Origin of the sequence: Streptomyces sp. x-19 (genome assembly GCF_046549115.1) — a bacterium.
Taxonomy (GTDB): domain Bacteria; phylum Actinomycetota; class Actinomycetes; order Streptomycetales; family Streptomycetaceae; genus Streptomyces; species Streptomyces albulus_C.
Genome location: NZ_JAJPWK010000034.1, coordinates 1 through 22,211, shown reverse-complemented (window position 1 = coordinate 22,211; position 22,211 = coordinate 1). Strand labels below are relative to the sequence as shown.

Below are 22,211 nucleotides of genomic sequence, written 5' to 3'. Positions count from 1 at the left end.
CCGACCGGTGTTGCCTGGTCGCCAACACCTTGTGTCGCACGGGTAAAAGACACAATCGACGCATTGGCCTCTACTGTCCTACCCGTCCCGGTTGTAGCGTTTTCGTAAACAAGACCTCTCCGCCCTCCTGGCGCAGCCGCACCGTCAGCTCCCCGCTTCCCCCGTCGATGTCGACCTCGCCGAAGTACTGCGGGCTCTCCGCCGGGGAGACGTTCGCACGGTCCGGTGCCTTGACGAACGGCTGCTCCGGCCCGAAGGTTCCGTCCAACTTCACCGCCGGGAAACCGCCCGCGTTCAGCGGCCCGGACACGAACTCCCAAAACGGTGCGAAGTCCTTGAACGCCGCCCGCTCGGGCGCGTAGTGCTGCGCCGAGGTGTAGTGCACGTCCGCGGTCAGCCAGAGCGTGCCGGTGATCCGCTGGTGCTTGACGTGCCGCAGCAACTCCGCGATCTGTAGTTCCCGCCCCAGGGGCGCGCCCGGGTCGCCCTGCGCCACCGCCTCGAAGTTCGCCGGGCCGTCCGTGACGACGAGCCCCAGCGGCAGGTCCGAGGCGATCACCTTCCACACCGCACGCGAACGCGACAACTCCCGCTTGAGCCAGCGCAGTTGATCGGCGCCCAGGATGCCCTGCGGGTCGTCGGTCTGCCGGTCGGGGGAGTTGGCGTTGCGGTAGCGGCGCATGTCCAGCACGAAGACGTCCAGCAGCGGACCGTGCCGCAGGACGCGGTACACCCGGCCGCCGGCGTCCGGGCGGAGCGTGCGGATCGGGAAGTACTCGCTGAACGCGCGCAGCGCCCGCCCGGCGAGCACGTCGGCGTCCTTGACGCGGTACCGGTCGTCGTCCAGCAACTGGCCCGGGTACCAGTTGTTGTGCACCTCGTGGTCGTCCCACTGGGTGATGGTCGGCACCTGGGCGTTGAACCGGCGCAGGTTCTCGTCCAGCAGGTTGTAGCGGAACGCGCCGCGGAACTCCGCCAGCGTCTCGGCGACCTTGGCCTTCTCCTCGGTCGTGACGTTCCGCCAGATCCGGCCGTCCGGCAGCGTGACCCGCTCCGGGATCGGGTTGTCGGCGTAGATGTTGTCGCCGCTGCACAGGAAGAAGTCCGGGTTCCGGCGCCGCATGTCCTCGTAGACGCGGTAGCCGCCGTGCTCGGGGTTGATGCCCCAGCCCTGCCCGGCCAGGTCCCCCGACCACAGGAAACGGACGTCCGTCCGACGGCGGACGGGCGCGGTGCGGAACGTCCCGGCCACCGGTTCGCCGGTGCGCTCCGGATGGTCGGCGTCGGCCAGCAGCACCCGGTAGTGGACCTGCTCCCCGGCCGGCAGTCCGTGCAGCGCGGTCACCCCGGTGAAGTCCGTGCCCGGCCCGAGCAACGGCCCGTGCCAGGTACGGGCGTTGCGGAACGACTCGGTGGCCGCGGTCTGCACCACCATCCGGGCCGGCCGGTCGGACCGCGCCCACACCAGGCCGGACGACGCGGTCACGTCCCCGACCTGCACGCCCCAGTCGGCGCGCGGCCGTCCGCCGTGCACCAGCGCCGGCGCTGCCGCCGCCGGCGCGAGCCCGGCCGTCGCGGGCAGCGCCAGTGCCGCGGACCCCGCCGCCGCGCCCTGCAGGAGTGCCCGCCGCCCGAAGCCGCCGCCGGAACCCTGCGTCATCTCGCACCTCCGTGATGCGTCCGATCTCGTCACGTCCCGTTGGTATCGCCACCCGATGCCGACCGGGCGAACTCCCGGTGAACACGCGGCGGCCGGACCGCGGCCGCGACCAGAGTCGCAGGACCGATGACCGATCGCCAGGAACCGGCCCGGACGCCTACGGTGCGATGACGCGCCGCCGTCGGCGGCCCCCACGGAAGGCCACGCCCATGCCGGCCCTCGGCTCCGCACACCTCCGCCTCGCCCGCCCGACCCGCGACCTGGTCGCCGCCGGCCGCTTCTGGCGCGACGGGCTGGGCCTGCGCGAACTGCACCGCCACACCTCGCAGGCGGGCGAACACTCCCTCCTGATGCTGGGGTGGCCGGACGCCGCCTGGCACCTGGAACTGACCCACGACCCGTCGGGCGCGCTCCACCCGACGCCCACGCCGGACGACCTCCTCGTCGTCTACGTGGGCGGACCGGTCCCCGAGGACCTCGTCGCGCGCCTCGAACGCTGCGGCGGCACCCGCGTCGCCGCCCGCAACCCCTACTGGGACGCCTGGGGCGTCACCGTCGAGGACCCCGACGGCTACCGACTGGTCCTGTCCACCCGCGACTGGAACAACGCCGAAGCGCTCGCCGCACGCTGAACACCACTTCCACACCGAAAGCGTGACGTAGCGTCAGTCTTCACCACAGGAGTCACCGGCCCGCTAGTACGGCCGCCGCCCGCAGGCCGCTCCGCGGGCTCGCCAGCACCGGCACGCCCGCACCCGGATGTCCGTCGTCGACGAGCCGTTCCACGGCGGGCGCCATCGACGCCTGCGCCAGCACGAGGGCGTCGATCCCGCCGGCGGCCCGCTCCCGCCGCACCGCGGCGACGACCGCCGCCAGACTGCCCTCCCGGTCGCCGTTCTGAAAGCGCTCCCAGGCGTCCGGCACGAGCACGGTGCGGACCTCGGTCGGGCGCCCGGCCCGCCGGGCCTCGTCGGCGATCAACTCCGTGGTGGGCGCCAGGGTGCTCTCCACGGTGGCGAGGACCGCGAGGCGCGGACCGGCGGCGACGGCCTCGGCGGCCATCGGCCGGTCCACCCGCAGCACCGGCACGCCGGCCGCCGCCCCGGCCGCCTCGGCCACGTCGCCCAGCGTCGAGCAGGTGCACAGCACCGCCCGCGCCCCGTCCCGCGCCAGCGCGCCGACCGCCTCCGCGACCTCCTCCGCGACCCCGTCCGGGCCCGATTCCCGGGCCGCGGCCAGGAGTTCCGGCCGCACCCGGTGCCGCAGGGGCAGCCCGGGGGCATCGGCGTCCCGCAGCGCGTCGAAGACGGGAACGTGGACCGGCGAGGTGTGCAACAGACCGAGCATGCCCAGGAGACTAACGGCCGGTCGGCGGCGGGCGTCGGTCGGGTGGCGCCGCGGTGGCGGCCGAAAACCGGTACGGGATTGGTCTTGACCAAGGGTGGGGTCGGTCATATCGTCGGGATACTGCAACAACCTTTAATAAAGAAGCGCTCATTATTAGGGCCCGCTCGCGGGCCGCACATCACCGGGCCCGACCGGGGCCCGCGGCCTTGGGGGTGGGGACCACGCAGCTCGAAACGGCTCCGGAGCCCAAGTACTGGCATCTCAAGACAGTGCTCAGCGACGCGTTGGACACCGAGTTCGCGGTTGGCGAGATCCTGCCCAACGAACGGGACCTGGCGGCCCGGTTCGGCGTCGCCCGCGCCACGCTCCGCCAGGCGCTCGAACAGCTCGAACTCGAAGGCAGACTGCACCGCCGGCGCGGCGTCGGCACCACCGTCGCCCCGCCCCGGCTCGGCGTCGCGGTCGATCCCGCGCGCCACACCTGGCCCGGCGCCGCCGGCGACGACTGGCAGCCGGTCGCCGCCAGCGAGAGCGACGAGGTGCCCGCCGCGGTGGCCCGCCTGCTGGAGTCCGCACCCGGCGAGACGGTCCACGTGGTGCGCCGCAGCCGCGTCTCGGCCGGCCAGCCGGTCGCCGCCGAACTCCTCTACGTCCGGACCGCCACGGTCCCCGACTGCGTCGACGCGGCGGTCCTCGCCCCGGACGCGCACGCCCGCGCCGTGCTCCGCGCCCTCCAGACCCTCGACCTGGACGGCCAGGACCGCACCGTCGAACTGGGCTCGGCCCGCGCCGAGGACGCCAAGCAACTGGACCGCCTGCCCGGCTCGCCCGTGCTCGTCGTCACCACCCGCTACGTCTCCCGGGGCCGGACCGCGGCCGTCGCGGTCTCCACGTACCGCGCCGACACCTGCCGGCTCACCTTCGGGGAGCGCACCGGGGAGCCGGTGCTCGCCGGCTGACGACCGCAGTCCCACGGACGGGCCCGCACCGGAACGCTCCCGGTGCGGGCCCGCGCGCATCGGCCCGTCCGACGCCGGACCGGCCGTTCACCGCCGCCCCGCCACCGTCCCGTCCACCGCGAAGAGTTCGCCCTCCACGTGGTCCAGGGCCAGCCGCAGCGCACCGGTGGCGATCGCGGCCGGGCCCAGCTGCGACAGCACCACCTGCGGCGGGCGCAGGCAGTAGCGCGCCAACTCCCGGCGCAGCGGCGGGAGGACGCCCGCCAGCCCGGACGCCCAGCCGCCGATCACCACCAACTCCGGATCGAGCGCCAGCACCAGCGCGGCGACGTCGTGCACCAGCCGTCGGATGAAGCGGTCCATCGCCTCCCGCGCCTCGGCGTCCCCGTCCCGGGCGGCCGCGAACACCGCCGCCACCTGCGCCTCGTCCAGCGGGTGCAGCGGTTCCCCGGTCGTCGACAGCAGCGCCTCCGGCGTGGCCTCGCGCCCCAGCAGGTGCAGGGCGCCGATCTCACCGGCCGCACCGCCGAAGCCACGGTGCAGCCGTCCGCCGATCAACGCCCCGGCCCCCGGGCTCAACCCGGCCAGGACGAACACCACGTCTCCGGAACCGGTCGCCGCGCCCTGCCAGTGCTCCGCCACCGCCGCGGCGTTGGCGTCGTTCTCCACCAGCACCGGGCAGCGGAACGAGCGCCGCAGCCGGTCGCCCAGCGGCAGTCCGGTCCAGCCGGGCAGCGCGGTGCTCAGCCGCACGGTGCCGTCTGCCTCCACGATGCCCGGACCGGCCGCGCCCACCGCCCGCAGCGAACTGCGGGCCACGCCGGTCCGGCGCAGCAGGTCGGCCACCACCGCCCGGACCCGTTCGAGCCGTTCGTCGGCCGGTGCGGTCTCCGACACGGCACGGTGCGCCGAGTCCAGCACCCGTCCGTCGAGGTCGGCGAGGAGCACCGCGACCCGGTGCGACCCGATCTCGATGCCCAGCAGGTGCCCGGCCTCGGTGCGGAAGCGGAACCTGCGGGCCGGCCGTCCCTGGCGCCGGGCCTCGCCCTCCTCGGCGGGGACCTCGGCCACCAGGCCGGTTTCGATGAGCCCCTCGACCACGCCCTCGACGGTCGGCCGGGACAGGCCCGTCACCTGGACGAGGTCGGTGAGCGTGGGGGAGTCCGCGGCGCGCAGCGCGTGCAGCACCACCGCGGAGTTGATCCGTCGCAGCAGGGAGGGGTCCCCGCCGGTGAGCCGACCCAACGTCCGTCTCCTCGCCTCGCCTGTCTGGCGGATCGTAGCCGGTCAGTGGGTGTGCGGCGAGCCCCGTCGGGCCCGCGGCGGCGGTGCGGACCGCGCGCCCGGCCAATTGTCAGACCCCGGCGGTTTACTGACGGCATGACGAACGAACCGCGCCGCGCCGCGTCCGTCGCACGGCCCGGACCCGAGCCGCCCGGCGGACCGCCCGCCGCGCTCACCACGCTCGACGCCTTATGCGCCCGCCCCTTCCCCGAGCAGCGCGAGCACACCGCGGTCGGTACCAGCGGACCGGGCTTCCACCTCGTACGACTGTGGGCCGGCCGCCCGCTGTGGGACGCGGATCCGGCGGACGCCGCGGCGGCCCGCGAGCGGTGCGTGGACGAACTCGCCGCGCTGGTCGCGGTGGTGTCCCTGCGCTGGGGCCGGCCGGTCGTCCACGATCTGACGGACGCGCTGGAGCGCACCGCGCGGGGGCTGCCCGTCCCGCCGCCGCTGGACACGCTGTGCGGGCTGGTGCCGCGGGTGTACGCGTGGACGGCGGGCGACCGCTGGGTCGCGGTCGGGGCCGGGCCGTTGGAGCCCGGGCAGCCGTGCCAGGTGCTGGCGGCCGTGGCGCAGGGGCCGCCGCCCGGAGCCGGCTAGCCGGCGCGGCGATGGACGCCCGCCGACGGGTCCGCGCGCGCCGACGCGCACCGCCCGCCGTCCGTCAGGACTCGGTGAACGCCGCGGTGCGCAGCCGGCCGTACTCCTCGGCCATGGTGGCCAGCGTCCAATGGGCGTTCAGGCCACTGGGGTTGGGCAGTGCCCAGATGCGGGTGGTGCCCACGGTGCGTTCCTGCGGGCCGATCACCGCGTGCTTGTCGTCGAAGGCGACGCGGTAGGCCGTGACGCCGGCGACCGCGAGCCAGTGGGGCCGCAGCCGGGCGACCCGCTCGGCCAGCAGCCGGCCGCCCTCGCGGTACTCCTCCGCGCTGAGCTCGTCGGCCCGCGCGGTCGGCCGGGCCACGACGTTGGTGATGCCCAGCCCGTGGTCGAGCAGTTCGCCCTGCTCGTCGGGGCGGAGCTGCCGGGGGGTGAAGCCGGCGGCGTGCAGTACGGGCCAGAAGCGGTTGCCGGGCCGGGCGAAGTGGTGTCCGGTGGCGGCCGTCATCAACCCGGGGTTGATCCCGCAGAAGAGCACCCGCAGCCCGCTCGCGACCACGTCCGGGACGACGCGGTCACGAGCGGCCTGCAACTCCTCGGGGGTGAAGCGCACGTCGGCCCCGGCTCAGAGGATCGCGCCGGGGGCGTAGGCGGCGGCCTCGGGGTGCTGCTCGGCGATCTCGCCGATCCGGGCGACCACCGCCGCGACCTGGTCGGCCGCCGCGCCGGTGAACGACAGCTTGTCCGCCATCAGGGCCTGGAGCTGGTCCTTGTCCAGCGGGATGCGGTGGTCCGCGGCCAGCTTGTCCAGCAGCTCGTTGCGCTCCGCGCCCTGCTCGCGCATGGCCAGTGCCGAGGCGACCGCGTTCTCCTTGATCGCCTCGTGGGCCTCCTCGCGGCCCACCCCGGCGCGCACCGCGCCCATCAGGACCTTGGTCGTGGCGAGGAACGGCAGGTAGCGGTCGAGCTCGCGGGCGACCACGGCGGGGAAGGCACCGAACTCGTCGAGCACCGTCAGGAAGGTCTCCAGCAGGCCGTCCAGCGCGAAGAAGGCGTCCGGCAGCGCCACCCGGCGGACCACCGAGCAGGACACGTCGCCCTCGTTCCACTGGTCGCCGGCCAGCTCGCCGGTCATCGAGGCATAGCCGCGCAGGATCACCATCAGGCCGTTGACGCGCTCGCAGGAGCGGGTGTTCATCTTGTGCGGCATCGCCGACGAGCCGACCTGACCGGGCTTGAAGCCCTCGGTGACCAGCTCGTGCCCGGCCATCAGCCGGATCGTCTTCGCCAGCGACGAGGGCGCGGCGGCCAGCTGCACCAGCGACGTCACGACCTCGTAGTCCAGCGAGCGCGGGTAGACCTGGCCGACGGAGGTGAACGCCTGCCCGAAACCGAGGTGGGCGGCGATCCGCTGCTCCAGTTCGGCGAGCTTGCCGGCGTCCCCGCCGAGCAGGTCGAGCATGTCCTGGGCGGTGCCGACGGGGCCCTTGATGCCGCGCAGCGGGTAGCGGGAGAGCAGCTCCTCGACCCGGGCGAAGGCGACCAGCAGCTCGTCGGCGGCGGTCGCGAAGCGCTTGCCGAGCGTGGTGGCCTGCGCGGCGACGTTGTGCGAGCGGCCGGCCACGACCAGCTCGGCGTGCTGCGCGGCCAGCGCGCCCAGGCGCGTCAGCACGGCGACCGCGCGGTCGCGCACCAGCTCCAGCGACAGCCGGACCTGGAGCTGCTCGACGTTCTCGGTCAGGTCGCGGGAGGTCATGCCCTTGTGGATCTGCTCGTGCCCGGCCAGGGCGTTGAACTCCTCGATCCGGGCCTTCACGTCGTGCCGGGTGACCTTCTCCCGCTCGGCGATCGAGGCCAGGTCGACGGTGTCCAGCACCCGCTCGTAGTCGTCCAGCGCCTGCTCGGGGACGGCCACCCCCAGGTCCTTCTGGGCGCGCAGCACCGCGAGCCACAGCTTCCGCTCCAGCTTGACCTTGTACTCGGGGGACCACAGCACGGCCAGCTCCGCGGAGGCGTAGCGGCCGGCCAGGACATTGGGGATGCGAGGCTTCGCAGACACAGCAGTCACGTGGTGAGAGTCTACTGGCGGTTTGCGCAGGCCAGCGCCCCGGTCCCGGCTGTGCTTTCCTACAGCCCCCGGGCCGGGCGCGGGTGCGTGCCCCCGGGCCGGCGCCGTCAGTCCGTGTCGTCCTCCGCCGTGCGCTCGCCCTCCGCCTGGGACGGCTGGGTGCGCATCGTCGCGGGGTGGCGCGGCTCGGACGGGTCCCGGTCCTCGTCGAGCCGCTCGCCCTCGGCCTGCGACGGAGTCGTGTATTCGTCGTACTGGCTCATGGCCGCCTCCGTCCGAACGGAACGTATGCCGACAGAACGAGCGTAACGCCGGGACCGGCGGGCGGCCCGGCCGTGCCCGAGCCGCCGGACCCCAGTACCCGCCGTCCGCCGCATGCCCGGACAGAACACCTAGGGCGTCCGACGCTCCGTCCGCCCCGGGACGGGGCGCGTGCCGCTCACCGCGCGCCAGCAGGTCACCGGGCCGGGGTCGGCGGGGTCCGCGGGGGTGATCCAGAAGGCCGTGCCCAGGTCGGTGTCGAACTGGGCGCCGCTCCGCCCGTCGCCCGAGGAGCGCCCGGTGAGCCGGCGGCCGATCCACGGCACCAGGTGCTCACGGGCGAACCGCAGGTCGGCGGTGCGCCGGCTGGCCCAGCGGGGCGGGACGGCGGGCGGCAGCGGGGCGTCCCAGTCCGCGGCGGTGGGCAGCCCCAGTGCCTGCCAGACCGCCTCGGCGACCCGGCGGTGCCCCTCGGCGTTGAGGTGCAGCCGGTCCGCGGCCCACAGCCGGGGGTCGGCCAGCGCCTGCGACGCGTAGAGGTCGACGACCACGGCGTCGTGCCGGTTCGCCAGCGCGTCGACGGTCGCGAAGAGCTGCTCCATCCGCGGCCGGAACCGCTCCAGCACCGGTCCGCGGCGGCCCGGGCTGCGCATCAGCACCAGTTGCCCGCCGCCGCGCGCCAGCACCTCCGCGCAGTCCGCGAGCCGTGCGCACACCCGCTCCACGTCGCACGAGGGGCGCAGCACGTCGTTGAGCCCGCCGACCAGCGTGACCAGGTCGGCGCCCATCGAGGCGGCGGGGCCGCACTGCTCGTCGGCTATCTGGTCGATGAGCTTGCCGCGCACGGCGAGGTTGGCGTACCGGAAGCCGGGCGGGTCCCCCTCGGTGGGGGCGTCGCCGGCCGCCGGCGGTCCGAGGGTCGCCAGTCGGGCGGCGAGCAGGTCCGCCCAGCCCCGGTAGGAGCCGTCCGGAAGGCCGTCCGACATGCCTTCGGTGAAGCTGTCGCCGACCGCGACGAAACTGGTGTATGGCACATTCGTCTCCATGGCGCGGTGATCCTATCCCGCGGTGTACGGTCGACAGCGGCCGGAGTGCCGGCCGCGCAGCGGTGCGGAAGGACAGAGGTGGGCGTGGGATGAGTCCTCGGCGGAGCACGGACCCCGAGGCGGCGACGTTCACCGAACGGGCCCGTCGGCAGCAGTTGATCGACTGCACCATCGACCTGATCTCCAGCCGCGGTTTCCCCTCGACGTCGCTGGCCGCGATCGCCGAGCGGGCCGGGGTCTCCAAGGCCGCGGTGCTGTACCACTTCTCCTCGAAGGACAACCTCACCCGCGCCGCGCTGACCCAGGTGCTGGAGCAGTTCGGCGGGTACGTCCGGGAGCGGGTGGAGCGGGCCCCGGACCCACTGGCCGCGGTCGTCGCCTACGTCCACGCGATGATCGGCTACCAGCGGGACAATCGCCGCCAGGTCCGGGTGATCACCGAGATGCTGCTCGACGACGCCGCCGGCACCCGCCTGAAGACCCCCGGGCAGCACGACGCCTACGGCCGCTGGCAGGCCCTCGCCGCCCTCCTGGAGGAGGGGCAACGGGCCGGTGTGCTGCGGGAGTTCGAACCACGCGCGGTGGCACTGGCGATCGGCGGCGCGATCGACGGGGTGATCGGGCACTGGCTCGACCACCCGGACCTCGATCTGGACGCCGCGGCCGCCGAGTTGGAGACCTTCACCCTCAACGCCGTGGCGCGCCGGGACTGACCCGCGCGAAGTCCGGGGTCGGCTCGGGCCGGACGCCGACCCCGCCGAGGTAGCCGGTGACGGTCCGCAGCGCCGGGATCCGCCGCAGCAGCTTCATCGGCATCGGCAGCCGGTCGCCGTGCAGGGTGCCGGCGAGCGCGGAGCGGATCATCGCGTGCTCGCTCCGCTGCGACTTCTGGATCACCGCCATCGGCCACTCCCGCCGGCGCTGCACCCGGGCCAGGTCGTCGCTGCCGACCGTGCCGCGGCGCAGCGGCCCGGCCAGGAGCCGGGCGGCGGCCACCGCGTCCTGGAGGGCGAGGTTGACGCCCACCCCGCCGACCGGCGACATGGTGTGCGCGGCGTCGCCGAGGCAGAGCAGACCGAGCCGGTGCCAGCGCCGCAGCCGCCCGAAGGTGACCTCCAGCAGCTTCACCTCGTCCCAGGAGCCGATGGTGTCGGTGACCGCGGCGTCCCAGCCGAACAGCGCGCCCAGCCGGTCCCGCAGCCACTGGACGTCGTGCCGGCGCATGGCGGCGTCCTGTCCCTTGCCGATGAGGTAGGACGTCTGGAAGTAGCTGCCGCGGTCCATGGTGACCGCGGCCTGGCCGCCGCCGAACCGGGCGAAGACCCGGCCTTCCTTGACGGCGTCGGCATGGGGGTCCCCCCTGCTCGAACGCAGTTGAGAGCTTGGGGGAGCGTCCACCCGGACCTGCCAGACGTCCATCGGGACGTCGAAGTACCGCTGCCGCATCCCGGCCGCCTCGCGGACCGGCGAGTCCCGGCCGTCGCAGGCGAAGGTCAGGTCGGCGGCCAGCTCGCCGGGCGCGCCGTGCTCATCGACGTAGCGCACCCCGGTGACCCGGACGCCGTCGGTGCGCAGCCCGGTGGCCCGGGTGCGCATCCGCAGGGTGAAGGAGGGCTCCGCGGCCGCCGCGTCGGCGATCAGGTTGAGGAAGTCCCACTGCGGGACCATGGCGAAGTATTTGTGCCGGCCGGGGATGCGCCGCATGTCGGCCATCACCACGGTGGTGTCGCCGATCTGGGCGCGCATCTCCTGGAGCTTCGGGAACGGCAGCTCGGCGAACCGCGTGCCGAGGCCGAGGTCGTCGAGCAGGTTCAGGGTGGACGGGTGGACGGTGTCGCCGCGGAAGTCGCGCAGGAAGTCCCCGTGCTTCTCCAGGACGGTCACCTCGATGCCGGCCCTGGCCAGCAGGAGTCCGAGCATCATGCCGGCCGGGCCGCCGCCCACCACGCAGCATGTCGTGCGATCCGCGGTGTTGCCCCCTCGTCGCGTGCGCGTACGGATGCGTGACCGGGTGGTCGCCGTGTTCCCGACACGCGACTGACCGATCGGTTAGTAATCTAACCGATCGGTCAGGTCGGGGCGGGTGCGGGGCCCGCCGGGCGTCGGCGCCGTCTTCGGTGCGCTGCTCAGACGGGCCGGCGATCGGGCGGGCCGGCGATCAGGCCGCGGGCCGTTGGAGCACCAGCTCCCGCAGGACGTCCTCCATGGTCACCAGTCCGGCCAGCCGACCGTCGTCACCGATCACCGCGGCCAGGTGCGTCCGGGAGCCCCGCATCGCGGTCAGCACGTCGTCCAACGGCGTGGCCGCCCGGACCCGGGCGATCGGGCGCAGCGCCGACACCGGGAACGGCGCGGTGCGCGGGGCGGTGTCCAGGGCGTCCTTGACGTGCAGGTAGCCGAGGATGCGCTGGGTGTCGTCGACGACGGGGAACCGGGAGAAGCCGGACTCGGCGGCCAGGTGCTCCAGCTCCTCCGGGGTGGTCCCCATCCGGGCCGACACCACCGCGTCGACCGGGAGCACCACGTCCCGGACCGGGCGGCGGCCCAGCTCCAGGGCGTCCCGGAGCCGTTCCTGGGCCCGCTCGTCGAGCAGCCCGGCGGCCCGCGAGTCCTCCACCAGCTGGGCCAGCTGGGCGTCCGAGAAGGTGGCCGCGACCTCGTCCCTGGTCTCCACCCGCAGCAGCTTGAGCAGGCCGTTGGCCAGCGCGTTGACGGCGAAGATGACCGGTCGCAGGGCCCGGGTCAGCGCCACCAGCGGCGGCCCCAGCAGCAGGGCGGTGCGGACCGGCTCGGCCAGCGCCACGTTCTTCGGGACCATCTCGCCGAAGAGCATGTGCAGGTACGTCGCCACCGCCAGTGCGATCACGAACGAGATCGGGTGGATCAGCGCGTGCGGGATCGCCACCGCGTCGAACACCGGCTCCAGGAGGTGGGCGATGGCCGGTTCGGCGACCGCACCCAGGACCAGCGTGCACAGCGTGATGCCCAACTGGGCCGCGGCCAGCAGCGCCGAGACGTGCTGCAACCCCCACAGCACGCTGCCCGCCCGCCGGTCCCCGGCCTCCGCGTACGGTTCGATCTGGCTGCGGCGCACCGAGATCAGGGCGAACTCGGCGCCCACGAAGAAGGCGTTGACGACCAGGGTCAGCAGACCCACGAAGAGCTGCAGCGCGGTCATCGGCCGACCTCCTCGGCGTCCGGGGTGCCGACCGACGGGGCGTGCAGCAGCACCCGGGCGGCGCGGTGGCCGGAGGCGTCGAGCACGTCCATCGTCCAGCCCGCCACCTCGACGGTGTCGCCGCCCTGCGGGATCCGGCCCAGCTCGGTGGCGATCAGACCGGCCAGGGTCTCGTAGGGGCCCTCCGGCAGCCGCAGCCCGATCCGGGCCAACTGGTCGGTACGGGCCGCGCCGTCGGCCTGGTAGACCGCCCGGCCGGCCGCGTCGGTGCCGGCCGGCGCCAGGTCCGGGATCTCCAGCGGGTCGTGTTCGTCGCGGACCTCGCCGACCACCTCCTCGACGATGTCCTCCAGCGTCGCGACCCCGGCGGTGCCGCCGTACTCGTCGATGACCACGGCCATCGTCCGACGGCCGGACAGCCGGTCCAGCAGCCGGTCCACGGTCAGCGTCTCGGGGACCAGCAGCGGCTCGCGCAGCAGCTCGGAGACCGGGTGCCGGGGCCGCAGGTGGGCGGGGACGGCGAGCACGTCCTTGATGTGCGCGACGCCGACGACGCTGTCGAGGTTGCCGCGGTAGACCGGGAAGCGCGACAGTCCGGTGGCCCGGGTCACGTTGGCGACGTCCTCCGCGGTCGACTGCACCTCCAGGGCCACCACCTGCACCCGCGGGGTCATCACGTTCTCCGCGGTGAGCTCGGCGAGGCTGAGCGTGCGGACGAACAGTTCGGCGGTGTCGGCCTCCAGGGCGCCCTCCTTGGCGGAGTGCCGGGCCAGTGCCACCAACTCCTGCGGGCCGCGGGCCGACGCCAGCTCCTCGGCCGGCTCCAGGCCCAGGCGGCGCACGGCCCGGTTGGCGGTGTTGTTCAAATGGGTGATCAGCGGCTTGAAGGCGGCGCTGAAACCGCGCTGGGCGGTGGCCGTCCGCTTGGCGACGGCCAGCGGGCTGGAGATCGCCCAGTTCTTGGGGACCAGCTCACCGACGACCATCAGGACGACGGTGGAGAGCGCGGTCCCCAGGACCAGCGCCACCGAGTCCGCGGCGGCGCGGGGCAGCCCGATCGCGACCAGCGGACCGTCCAGCAGGGTCGCGATGGCCGGTTTGGAGAGCATGCCGATGATCAGGCCCGTCACGGTGATGCCGAGCTGGGCGCCGGAGAGCTGGAAGGTCAGCGAGCGGACCGCCTTCAGGGCGCTGTCCGCACCGCGTTCGCCGCGGGCGGCGGCCCGCTCCAGGTCACCCCGCTCGACGGTCGTCAGCGAGAACTCCGCCGCGACGAAGACGCCGCAGGCCAGGGTCAGCAGGACGGCCACGGCCAGGAGGAGCAGGTCGGTCATCGGTTCACCTCCGTCCCATGGTCGGACACGTTCGGGAGGTTCGCGTCCCGTCGACGGGACGCACGACTACTGGGAGGCTCGGCCATGGCCGGACGCTCACACACCTTTCGTGGGAAGGGGAACCGGGAGTCCGTCACCCGGACATCCATGGTAAAGGATCGGCAAAGTCGGCGGTCGGGACGGCGACCGGAGCCCGCAAGGACGCGACGGAGCCCGCCCCGGCAAGGGGACGGGCTCCTCGTGCAGCGCTCCGCGCTCAGGCGTCCAGCGGCTTGACCCAACGGCTCCACTGCGGCTCCGGGGCGTACCCGGCGGCCCGCCAGGCGGGGTGCGCGGCGGTGTTGCGGTCCAGCACCATCGCGTCGCCGCGCCGCCCGCCGAGCGCGGCGAACCGCTCCTCGGCCGCCGCCAGCAGCGCACCGCCGATCCCGCGCCGGCGCTGGTCGGGACGGACCGCCAGCCGGTACAGGTGGCACCGCCAGCCGTCGAACCCGGCGATCACCGTCCCCACCAGTTCCCCGTCGCGCTCGGCCAGCAGCAGCGCCTCCGGGTCACGGGCCACCAGCCGCGCCACACCGTCGGAGTCGTCGCTGATGCTGGTGCCCTCGGCGGCCACCTTCCAGAAGGTCAGGACGGCATCGAGATCGGCCGGGCCCCCGGCCCGGATGTGCAGCTCAGTCATGGTCGGATCCCATCACCGGGCCCGGCGCGCTGTCGATCGCATTCCCGGCGGCCGCCCGCCGGTCAGCTGCCGGCGAGTTCCTCGATGACCGGTGCGAACGCCGTCATGAAGGTGTCCAGGACGGTGACGTACGAGAAGCCGTACCGCTCCCGGCGCTCGCGCAACTGCTCGGCCATCTGCGCCGGCGTGCCGATCAGCAGCGTCGGGACCTCCAGTGCCTGCTCCGCGTCCACCCCGACCCGGCGCGCGGCGAAGTCCCGGGCGGCGGCCCGCCGGTCGTCGGTCACCAGCACCTGCTGGACGAGGACGTTGAGCTCGGCCGGCTCAGCGCGGTCCGCGGCGTGCTCCTGGTACGCGGCCACGGACGCGGCGACCCGCTCGGCCGGCAGCAGCTCCAGGGTGCCCTCCGGTTGGCCCGGCGCCTGCCGGCCGCCGGTGAAGGCCGTGATCTCGGCATGCCGGGCCGCCAGCCGCAGCAGCCGCGGTCCGTTGCCGCCGATCAGCAGCGGCGGGCGGGGCCGTTGGGGGAACGCCGGCAGGTGCCCGGGGTCGCCGAGCAGCCGGTCCAGCTCCTCGATCACGTGCGCCAGGTGGTCCACCCGCTGCCTGGGCGTCCCGAAGGGCAGGCCGGCCCCGTCGTGCTCGGCCTTGACGTACCCGGTGCCCAGGCCGAGTTCCAGCCGCCCGTCGGTGAGCGCGTCGGTGGTGGCCACCTCGCGGGCCAGCAGCGAGGGGTTCCAGAAGCCGGCGTTCAGGACGAAGGTGCCCACCCGCGGGCGTACGGTCGCCTCCGCCGCGGCCACCAGCGCGGGGAACGGCGACGGCCACCCCAGATGGTCGGGGACCAGCAGCACGTCGTAGCCCAGCTCTTCGGCGCGGCGGCACTTCTCCCGCCAGGCCGGTCCGGAGTCGAGGGTGAGCATCGTGACGCCGAAGCGGAACGGTCGTGACATCAGGCCCCCTTGAGAGCTGGTCGCCGCGGATCGGCAACCGTCAACACGCAGGAAATCACGCTCCCTTGGTCGCCGTACCCGGGATTCCCGGGCTGTGCTCGGCGCTGGGGCCCGGGCGGGCGACGCCCCGTCAGGCCGTGACGGTCAGCTCCTCGTACGCCAGGGTCACCCACTCCTCGTCGGTCCCGGGATCCGTGCCGACGCCCGGGGGCTCCCACGCCGTCGGCAGCGCCCCGGCGAGGTGGTAGCGGCGCAGCGGGGTGCGGTCGGCGGCGTAGTGGACCACCGTCACCGCCTGCCGGGAGGCGGCGGCACCGCCCTCCACCAGGCACCTGGTGAGCCAGTCGGTGAGGGCGGCGCTCTTGTCCGGGCCGCGCACGATGGTGACCTCGCCCGGGTGCCCCATCCCGTGCGTGAACGGGTCCTCGTCGGACGGCGGGGTGTCGAAGGCGGGCCCGGACACCGAGCGGACCGTCTCCACCTGGAAGGCGCCGAGCTCGACGGTGACCGCCGCCGGATGCCGGGGGTCGGGGGTCTCTTCGCTGGACATGGGCCTCCTCCGTGCACAGGAACGGGGCCGGCCGACCCCGCGTCGGTAGACCGACCGTTGCCCGAGCCGGTCCGGGCGCATTCCGGGGCTCGCTCGAACGGCGGCAGGAAGAACGATTCGGCTCGCTCGAACGGACGCCGTCCCCGCCGACGCCCCGATAGGCCCCGGCTATCGGCCGCATTCGCAAGCCGTGGATGGTGCCCGGCCGCGCCCTGGGCCAGCTGGCGGCATCCAGACGTGCGACGAAGGGGCAGGACATGACCGACGTTCCGCACCCCTCATGGGTAGCACCGCAGTTCAGCGCCGCAGAACCACCGAAATCGCCATACGCGCCACAGCCCCGCGCCCGCGCCGCCGCTCACGACCCGGCGGTACGCGCCGGTGGTCCATCCCGCGCGGCGCCGGTGCCCGCCGCTTCCTCCTCGGCCGCGGCCTCCGCTTCGAGGCCGCCCCAGATCGCGCCGGACAGCGCCACCGCGGTCTCGGTGTCGCCCGCCGCGCAGGCGTCGATCAGGGCGTCGTGGCGGGCGGCGGAGGCGCGCGCCGCGGTGCTGGAGAACCTGCGGCGCTCCAGCCGCCGCAGCAGCGGGGTGTACCGGCGGACGGTCTCGGCCAGTGCCTCGTTGCCGCACGCGACGATCGGCACGGCGTGCAGCGCGTCGTCGGCGGCGACCGCGGCGGCCGGGTCCTCCGCGTCCAGGGCCCGGACGAACGCGTCGTTGGCCGCCCGCATCCGCGCCAGGTCGTCGCCGGTCAGGCGGGGCACCGCGGCGCGGACCGCGAGGGCGTGCATCGCCTGGACGACCGCCAGCGCGTCCCGGATCTCGCGGGCCACCACCGGGGCGACCCGGGTGTAGCTCTGCGGTTTGGAGACCACCAGCCGTTCGGCGGTGAGGCGGGCCAGCGCCTGTCGGACGGGGGCGCGGGACAGTCCCAGTCGCTCGGCGAGCTCGCCGTCGTGGAGCTTCTGTCCGGGCGGCAGCTCGCCGGAGACGATCGCTTCCAGCAAGGCGTCGTACGCCTTGTCGCGCAGCAGCCTTCTCGGCACCGGTTCCAGTGCGGTCACCCCCTGATCCTAAGCGGCCGGACCCGGCCGTCGAGGCCGACCCCAGGCGCACTAACATTTCAGATGTCAATCTGCCTCCGGAGTCCGTCGATCCCGGAAAACCGCAGATGACAGCAGGGAAGAGGGCTTCGCCGACGGGTGGTGCGAGGTCCTGTAACGGTGTTACGGACGAAGGAGAACCACGTGTCCCCATCCGCCCGCCGGGCCCGGAACGGCGTCGCGCTCCCCATGGGCCTCGGCCTCCTCGCCGCCGCCTGCTTCGCCACCACCTTCGTGCTCAACCGCACGATGAGCGTGGCCGGCGGCTCCTGGATGTGGAGCGCGAGCCTGCGCTACCTGTTCATGACCGTGCCGCTGCTCGCCCTCGTCGCCCTGCGCGGCGGACTCCCCGCGGTGTTCCGCAGCCTGCGGGCCCGCCCGGGGCACTGGCTGCTCTGGTCGACGATCGGCTTCGGACTCTTCTACGCGCCGCTGACCTGGGCCGGCGAGCACGGCGCCGGTTGGCTGGTGGCCGCCACCTGGCAGCTGGTGATCGTCACCGGCATCGCCCTCGGCGCGCCGGGCGGCGGCCGGGTCCCGCTGCGCACCCTCGGCGTCTCGGTGCTGATCGTGGTGGGCGTGGTGCTCACCCAGCTCGGGCAGGCCGGCGGCATCGGGGTCGGGGACGTGCTGCGGGTGGTGCTGCCGGTGCTGCTCGCCGCGATCGCCTACCCCCTCGGCAACCGCCGGCTGCTCGGCCTGGACGGTCTGGACGGGGTGCAGCGCACCCTCGCGATGACGCTCGGCTCGCTGCCGCTGTGGCTGGCGCTCGCCGGCGCCGCCGCGGTCACCCAACACCCGCCCTCCGAAGGGCAGTTGGTGCAGTCGTTGATCGTCGCGCTGCTCTCCGGGGTGGTGGCCACCACGCTCTTCTTCCGGGCCACCGACCAGGTGCGGCACCACCCCGCCGCCCTCGGCGCCGTCGAGGCCACCCAGGCAGCCGAGGTGCCGTTCACCCTGCTCGGCGAGGCGCTGCTGACCGGACTCGCGGCGCCGCCCGGGCTAGCCGGCTGGACCGGACTGGCGCTGATCGTCGCCGGGCTGTGCGCGCACGCGCTGGGCCACGTACCCCGCCCCGGCGACCGCCAGCAGCAGTCCGACGGTGCCCAGGGTGAACGCCTCGAAGGTGAGCCGCGAGACGCCCCACACCGCCCGGAAGCGGTACGGGATCCCGACCGCCGCCTCCAGCGTGCCGGGGAACAGCGCCACCCATGAGCCCAGCACGATCCAGGCGTAGACCACCAGCGCGGCGACCGTGAAGCCCCGGGTGCCGAACGGGACCTCGTAGGGGCGCGGCACCTCACGGTGGCGCAGCCGGAGCGCCAACAGCGCCGGGATCACCGCCAGGTACGACAGCAGCAGCGTGGTGATCGCCACCGACAGCACCACCCCGAAGACGGCCGAGGCGTCACCGTGCGCCAGGTGCATGGCGGCGAGCATGAAGGCGGTGGCGGTCACGCCGGAGAGCAGGTTCATCCGGACCGGGGTGCCCAGCCGCGGGTGGAAGGCGCCCAGCGCCCGGGTGAAGAACCCGCCGTCGGCCGCCGCCATCGCCTGCATCCGGTCGGCGACGATCATCCAGGCGCTGCCCTGGGTCAGCAGCGCCACCGCGAACAGCACCGCGACGCCGGTCAACAGCGGCCCGCGCCAGCTCCCGTACACCCCGAAGACCAGCTCCGCGGCGTCCATGAACCCGCCGATCCCGGTGATCCGGCCCGGCGGCGCGGCCGACAGGATCGCCGCCACCGGCAGCAGGTAGCAGCCGGCGGCGATGGCGCCGGACACCCCGATCGCCGCCGGCACGTCGTGCTGCGGATCGACCATCTCGTCACCGGCCGCGTTCGGCGCCTCGAAGCCGACGTAGGCGAAGAGCAACACCGGCACCAGCGCCAGGAACCCGACCGTGGTGGGGGAGAAGCGCGCCTCCGCCAGCCCGCGGAAACCGTGCTGGACGCCGTAGGCGACCGCCGTGGCGGTGAAGAAGGCCAGCGTCAGGACCTTGGCCGCGGCCCCCGCGGTGGTGATCCACTTGCCGCGGCGCAGCGAGATCACCGCGGTGAGGATGGCGGCCCAGATGAAGACCAGTTTGAAGAGGTAGTCCGCGACGGTGCCGGAACCGAGCGGGAAGACGAAGCCGTCCCACGCCTGGGCGGCCAGGAACACCAGCGAACCGCCCAACCAGACCGGGTTGGTGACCCAGTAGAACATCGTCGTCAGCGCGGCCGGCAGCCGCCCGAACGCCACGTCCACCCACACGTACGGGCCGCCCTCCTGCGGGAAGGCGGCCCCGGTCTCGGCGAACAGCAGCGCGTACGGCAGCAGGAACACCACCGCGAGCACCGCGATCCACCCGACGGCCTGCCCGCCGCCCGCCGCGATCTGCCCGATCACGTCGAACGAGACCACCGCGGCGACGCCCATCGCCATGATGTCGAACCGGCGCAGGCTGCGCCGCAGGTGCGGGACGGGGGCGGGGACGGACACGGGCGGCGCACCTCCGGAGGGCGGGGCGGGCGGCCGGTCCGGCCGCCCGGCGGATCACATCGTGCGGCATCCGCCCGGCCCGCCCGGTGGCGGCGCGACGGGTGGAACGCGCCGGTCGCCCCGATGGCCCGGGCCGCCCGGCCCCTGTCCCCGATGGGCGTACCCGGTTAGGGGCGACGGGTAGTCGATCATGGCGCTTCCCCACGGCGCCCGGCGCGCCCCGCACCGCGTACCGAGGGAGGGCCGTGGAACTCAACCTCCACCGGCTGTGGATCTTCATGCAGGTGGTCGAGCACCAGGGCTTCTCCGCCGCGGCCCAGAAGCTCTACATGAGCCAGCCCTCGGTCTCCAACCAGGTGCGCCGGCTCGAACAGTCGCTCCGGGTCACCATCGGCATCGCGGTGGTGGCCGGCACCCCGCTCGGCGACCGCCTGGTCGTGGAGTCGGTCCTCGACGAGCACCTGGTGCTCATCGCCGCGCCGGGCCACCCGCTCGCCGACCGCACCACCGTCACCCCGGACGACCTGTCCGCCGACGGCCCGCGTTTCCTGCCTCGCGAACCGGGCTCGCAGACCCGTGCCCTCCAGGAGCGCGTGCTCGCCGACTGGGGGCTGGCCGCCGCCCCGCACGCCGACATCTGGGGGCCGGAAGCGGTCAAGCGGTGCGTCGCGGCCGGGACGGGCCTGCCCCTGATCTCCGAACACGCCGTCGTCGACGAACTGCGCGCCGGCACCCTCGCCGCGCTGCCGGTCACCCCCGCCCCACAGCCCCGCCCGATCAGCCTCGTGCGCCGCCGCGACCGCCTGCTGTCCCCCGCGGAACGGGCGTTCCTGGAGCTGCTGCGCGAAGTGCGGCACTGGCCGGGGGAGCACGACGGCGGCGCCGGGGACACCGAGGACGACGACCCTTGCCGGTGCTAGCGAATCCGCGCTAGCGTGGAGGGGTGGCGAAAACGCAGTTGAACGTCCGGGTGGACGAAGCCACCGCCGAAGCGGCGCGGGAGCGCGCCCTCCAGCGGGGAGTCAGCGTGAACCGCTATATCGAGGAACTGGTCCTCAAGGACGCCGGCGAGGTAGGCCAGACCTTCGTCGAGGCCGCCGCGGACTTCATGCAGCAGTACGAGCGGGTCTTCGCCGAGGAGTTCGGCCTCGACCCCGGCCCGGACCGCCTCCGACCCGCCCCCGACCAGGAGGCCGCACCCCACCGGGAAGGACAGCCGGGCACAACGTGACATTGCGCATCGATCTCGCCTGGCTCCTCCTCGTCGCCGAACAGCACACCCCCGGCGATCCCCAGGTCACCGACTGGGGCGCCCTGATGGCCGCGGTCGGCCGCCACGAAGCCGAGATATTCGGCGTCCCCGTCTACCCCGAGCCCCAGGACCGCGCCGCGGCCCTGCTCCAACTCCTCCTCCACGTCCCGGCGTTGGAGCGCTCCAACGCCATGTTCGCGAGCGCCGTCGCCTACGGCTTCCTGGTCGCCAGCGGGCTGAAGGTCACCACCTCGCCCGAGCAGGTCCGCGATCTGGCCCGGATGGTCAAGGACGGCACCACCGACGTCCGCGCCATCGCCGACGAACTCCGCACCTGGACGGTCTGACCCGCCCACCACCACCCACCACCGCTCAGTCCGCGCGCCGCGCGACGGTGCCCGGTGCAGCTCCGCGCCGGCATCGGCTCGTCACCCCGGCTCAGCCGAGAGAATTACCGGGCGCCGGCGGCCGGTTCGGCGGCGGTGGCCGGTTCGGCGAAGGCGCCCGTGCCGCCCAGCTCCGGTGCCAGCCAGGCGGGGGCGGCGGCGCGGAAGGCGTGCGGCGGCAGGGCGCCGGCGCCCTCGGGCACCAGGCCCAGCAGCGGGGCGCCCGCCGCCGTCGGCAGGTCGTGCAGGTTGCAGCGGGCCGCGAGGTCGGGCTCGGCCGGCCAGCTGCCGACGACGACGCCGGGGCAGTCGAGGCCGTGCGTGCGCAGCGCCAGCGCGGTCAGCGCCGTGGTGTTGAGGGTGCCGAGGCCGGCCTGCACGACGACCAGGACGGGCGCGCCGGCCAGGCGCGCGGCGTCGGCGAGGGTGTTCCCTTCGTCGTCGAAGCGGACCAGCAGCCCGCCGGCGCCCTCGACCAGGACCAGGTCGTGCGAGGCGGCCAGCTTCGCCGCGGCCTCGGCGATCTCCGTCGGGCGCACCGGCGGCAGCCCCGCCCGCCGGGCCGCGGTCTCGGGCGCCAACGGCTCGGGGAACCGGGCGAGTTCGGCGACGGTGAGCGCACCCGCCAGCCGCTCGACCTCGGCGGCGTCGCCCGGCTCGGCCGGGGCGACACCGGTCTGCGCGGCCTTGAGCACCGCGACCGAGCGGCCCTGCCGGAGCGCCGCCGCGGCGACCGCCGCGGTGGCCACGGTCTTGCCGACCTCGGTGCCGGTACCGGTCACGAACAACACCGCCATGGGTGTGCCTCCGAACTCTTCGCTGGTGGTGGGGGTGCGGGCGGTGGGGCGGATCGCCGGTGGGGCGGGGCGGACCGGCGATCCGCCCCCCCCCCCCCCCCCCCCCCCCCCCGGGGGGGGCCCCCCCCCGGGGCGCCCCGCGCCCGCTCCTCCGCGGCGCGTATCCCACATCGCGGACAATCACATCTCGGCATTTGACACACCGGTGACATGCCGCGCCCTCCGTCCCTACGATCGGAGCCATGCAGAGCGCATTGAGCGGTCT

At 74.3% G+C, this 22,211-nt stretch carries 23 protein-coding genes and 1 pseudogene; 8 read left to right on the top strand and 16 right to left on the bottom strand.

Annotated elements, in window-relative coordinates; genetic code table 11:
* Positions 1 to 70 precede the first annotated feature (70 nt).
* Positions 71 to 1,660, bottom strand: coding sequence for an alkaline phosphatase D family protein (locus tag ACLJT4_RS38495; RefSeq protein ID WP_411129709.1), 1,590 nt, complete (start codon positions 1,658 to 1,660; stop codon positions 71 to 73).
* Positions 1,661 to 1,869: 209 nt separating this feature from the next.
* Between ACLJT4_RS38495 and ACLJT4_RS38490 the strand changes: the two genes are divergently transcribed.
* Entirely contained in the window at positions 1,870 to 2,292 is a 423-nt protein-coding gene (locus tag ACLJT4_RS38490; RefSeq protein ID WP_411129708.1) for a VOC family protein, read from the top strand.
* 52 nt (positions 2,293 to 2,344) lie between these two features.
* Here ACLJT4_RS38490 and ACLJT4_RS38485 read toward each other — a convergent pair whose 3' ends face one another.
* Positions 2,345 to 3,007: an aspartate/glutamate racemase family protein gene (locus ACLJT4_RS38485; protein ID WP_411129707.1), complete on the bottom strand. Its 663-nt coding sequence runs from the start codon at positions 3,005 to 3,007 to the stop codon at positions 2,345 to 2,347.
* Between the two features lie 212 nt (positions 3,008 to 3,219).
* Here ACLJT4_RS38485 and ACLJT4_RS38480 point away from each other — a divergent pair, with 212 nt between their 5' ends.
* Positions 3,220 to 3,966 carry a GntR family transcriptional regulator gene (locus ACLJT4_RS38480; protein WP_411129706.1) on the top strand — a complete coding sequence of 249 codons (747 nt, stop codon included), beginning with the start codon at positions 3,220 to 3,222 and terminating at the stop codon, positions 3,964 to 3,966.
* An 87-nt stretch (positions 3,967 to 4,053) separates the two neighbouring features.
* Here ACLJT4_RS38480 and ACLJT4_RS38475 read toward each other — a convergent pair whose 3' ends face one another.
* Positions 4,054 to 5,211: an ROK family transcriptional regulator gene (locus ACLJT4_RS38475; RefSeq protein ID WP_411129705.1), complete on the bottom strand. Its 1,158-nt coding sequence runs from the start codon at positions 5,209 to 5,211 to the stop codon at positions 4,054 to 4,056.
* Positions 5,212 to 5,346: 135 nt separating this feature from the next.
* On the opposite strand from ACLJT4_RS38475, the gene ACLJT4_RS38470 reads away from it, so the two are divergent.
* Entirely contained in the window at positions 5,347 to 5,850 is a 504-nt protein-coding gene (locus ACLJT4_RS38470; RefSeq protein ID WP_411129704.1) for a hypothetical protein, read from the top strand.
* Between the two features lie 64 nt (positions 5,851 to 5,914).
* Here the strand turns inward: ACLJT4_RS38470 and mug are convergent, their stop codons facing one another.
* The 4 genes from mug to ACLJT4_RS38450 all read right to left on the bottom strand — a co-directional run bounded on the left by mug (position 5,915) and on the right by ACLJT4_RS38450 (position 9,225).
* Entirely contained in the window at positions 5,915 to 6,463 is a 549-nt protein-coding gene (gene mug / locus ACLJT4_RS38465; RefSeq protein WP_411129703.1) for a G/U mismatch-specific DNA glycosylase, read from the bottom strand.
* A 12-nt stretch (positions 6,464 to 6,475) separates the two neighbouring features.
* On the bottom strand, positions 6,476 to 7,909 hold the full coding sequence (gene purB, locus ACLJT4_RS38460; RefSeq protein ID WP_411129751.1) for an adenylosuccinate lyase: 1,434 nt from the start codon (positions 7,907 to 7,909) through the stop codon (positions 6,476 to 6,478).
* Positions 7,910 to 8,025: 116 nt separating this feature from the next.
* Positions 8,026 to 8,181 carry a hypothetical protein gene (locus ACLJT4_RS38455; protein ID WP_020929281.1) on the bottom strand — a complete coding sequence of 52 codons (156 nt, stop codon included), beginning with the start codon at positions 8,179 to 8,181 and terminating at the stop codon, positions 8,026 to 8,028.
* Between the two features lie 129 nt (positions 8,182 to 8,310).
* A complete protein-coding gene (locus ACLJT4_RS38450) occupies positions 8,311 to 9,225 on the bottom strand; it encodes an SGNH/GDSL hydrolase family protein (RefSeq protein WP_411129702.1) in 915 nt (304 codons plus the stop codon).
* A gap of 89 nt (positions 9,226 to 9,314) precedes the next feature.
* Between ACLJT4_RS38450 and ACLJT4_RS38445 the strand changes: the two genes are divergently transcribed.
* A complete protein-coding gene (locus tag ACLJT4_RS38445; RefSeq protein ID WP_411129701.1) occupies positions 9,315 to 9,938 on the top strand; it encodes a TetR/AcrR family transcriptional regulator in 624 nt (207 codons plus the stop codon).
* On the opposite strand, the gene ACLJT4_RS38440 is transcribed toward ACLJT4_RS38445, so the two are convergent.
* The 7 genes from ACLJT4_RS38440 to ACLJT4_RS38410 all read right to left on the bottom strand — a co-directional run bounded on the left by ACLJT4_RS38440 (position 9,913) and on the right by ACLJT4_RS38410 (position 16,988).
* Positions 9,913 to 11,226 (bottom strand): FAD-dependent oxidoreductase, encoded by a 1,314-nt coding sequence (locus ACLJT4_RS38440; RefSeq protein ID WP_411129750.1) that lies wholly within the window; start codon positions 11,224 to 11,226, stop codon positions 9,913 to 9,915. The genes ACLJT4_RS38445 and ACLJT4_RS38440 overlap by 26 nt on opposite strands.
* A 157-nt stretch (positions 11,227 to 11,383) precedes the next feature.
* Complete coding sequence (locus ACLJT4_RS38435) at positions 11,384 to 12,403, bottom strand: hemolysin family protein (RefSeq protein WP_020929283.1); 1,020 nt, start codon at positions 12,401 to 12,403, stop codon at positions 11,384 to 11,386.
* Positions 12,400 to 13,737, bottom strand: a complete 1,338-nt coding sequence (locus ACLJT4_RS38430; RefSeq protein ID WP_411129700.1) for a hemolysin family protein — start codon at positions 13,735 to 13,737, stop codon at positions 12,400 to 12,402. Before ACLJT4_RS38430 ends, ACLJT4_RS38435 begins: the two co-directional genes overlap by 4 nt.
* 256 nt (positions 13,738 to 13,993) lie before the next feature.
* Positions 13,994 to 14,419: a GNAT family N-acetyltransferase gene (locus ACLJT4_RS38425; RefSeq protein WP_233659032.1), complete on the bottom strand. Its 426-nt coding sequence runs from the start codon at positions 14,417 to 14,419 to the stop codon at positions 13,994 to 13,996.
* 62 nt (positions 14,420 to 14,481) lie between these two features.
* Positions 14,482 to 15,372, bottom strand: coding sequence for an LLM class F420-dependent oxidoreductase (locus ACLJT4_RS38420; protein ID WP_411129699.1), 891 nt, complete (start codon positions 15,370 to 15,372; stop codon positions 14,482 to 14,484).
* A gap of 130 nt (positions 15,373 to 15,502) precedes the next feature.
* On the bottom strand, positions 15,503 to 15,922 hold the full coding sequence (locus ACLJT4_RS38415; protein ID WP_411129698.1) for a phage tail protein: 420 nt from the start codon (positions 15,920 to 15,922) through the stop codon (positions 15,503 to 15,505).
* Between the two features lie 358 nt (positions 15,923 to 16,280).
* Positions 16,281 to 16,988, bottom strand: coding sequence for a GntR family transcriptional regulator (locus ACLJT4_RS38410; RefSeq protein ID WP_411129697.1), 708 nt, complete (start codon positions 16,986 to 16,988; stop codon positions 16,281 to 16,283).
* Between the two features lie 228 nt (positions 16,989 to 17,216).
* Here ACLJT4_RS38410 and ACLJT4_RS38405 point away from each other — a divergent pair.
* Positions 17,217 to 18,020 (top strand): annotated as a pseudogene (locus ACLJT4_RS38405) (multidrug resistance efflux transporter family protein); the annotation flags it as partial.
* Positions 18,021 to 18,029: 9 nt separating this feature from the next.
* Here ACLJT4_RS38405 and ACLJT4_RS38400 read toward each other — a convergent pair.
* Positions 18,030 to 19,511 carry an APC family permease gene (locus tag ACLJT4_RS38400; RefSeq protein WP_411129696.1) on the bottom strand — a complete coding sequence of 494 codons (1,482 nt, stop codon included), beginning with the start codon at positions 19,509 to 19,511 and terminating at the stop codon, positions 18,030 to 18,032.
* Between the two features lie 245 nt (positions 19,512 to 19,756).
* Between ACLJT4_RS38400 and ACLJT4_RS38395 the strand changes: the two genes are divergently transcribed.
* The 3 genes from ACLJT4_RS38395 to ACLJT4_RS38385 are packed head-to-tail and all read left to right on the top strand — an operon-like array spanning position 19,757 to position 21,110.
* Positions 19,757 to 20,431 (top strand): LysR family transcriptional regulator, encoded by a 675-nt coding sequence (locus ACLJT4_RS38395; protein ID WP_411129695.1) that lies wholly within the window; start codon positions 19,757 to 19,759, stop codon positions 20,429 to 20,431.
* Between the two features lie 23 nt (positions 20,432 to 20,454).
* Positions 20,455 to 20,742: a hypothetical protein gene (locus tag ACLJT4_RS38390; RefSeq protein WP_411129694.1), complete on the top strand. Its 288-nt coding sequence runs from the start codon at positions 20,455 to 20,457 to the stop codon at positions 20,740 to 20,742.
* The gene (locus ACLJT4_RS38385; RefSeq protein WP_038523872.1) at positions 20,739 to 21,110 is read left to right on the top strand and encodes a hypothetical protein; all 372 of its coding nucleotides are present in this window, start codon (positions 20,739 to 20,741) and stop codon (positions 21,108 to 21,110) included. The genes ACLJT4_RS38390 and ACLJT4_RS38385 overlap by 4 nt, the downstream gene beginning before the upstream one ends.
* A gap of 104 nt (positions 21,111 to 21,214) precedes the next feature.
* Here ACLJT4_RS38385 and bioD read toward each other — a convergent pair whose 3' ends face one another.
* Positions 21,215 to 21,946 carry a dethiobiotin synthase gene (gene bioD / locus ACLJT4_RS38380; protein ID WP_411129693.1) on the bottom strand — a complete coding sequence of 244 codons (732 nt, stop codon included), beginning with the start codon at positions 21,944 to 21,946 and terminating at the stop codon, positions 21,215 to 21,217.
* Positions 21,947 to 22,211 lie beyond the last annotated feature (265 nt).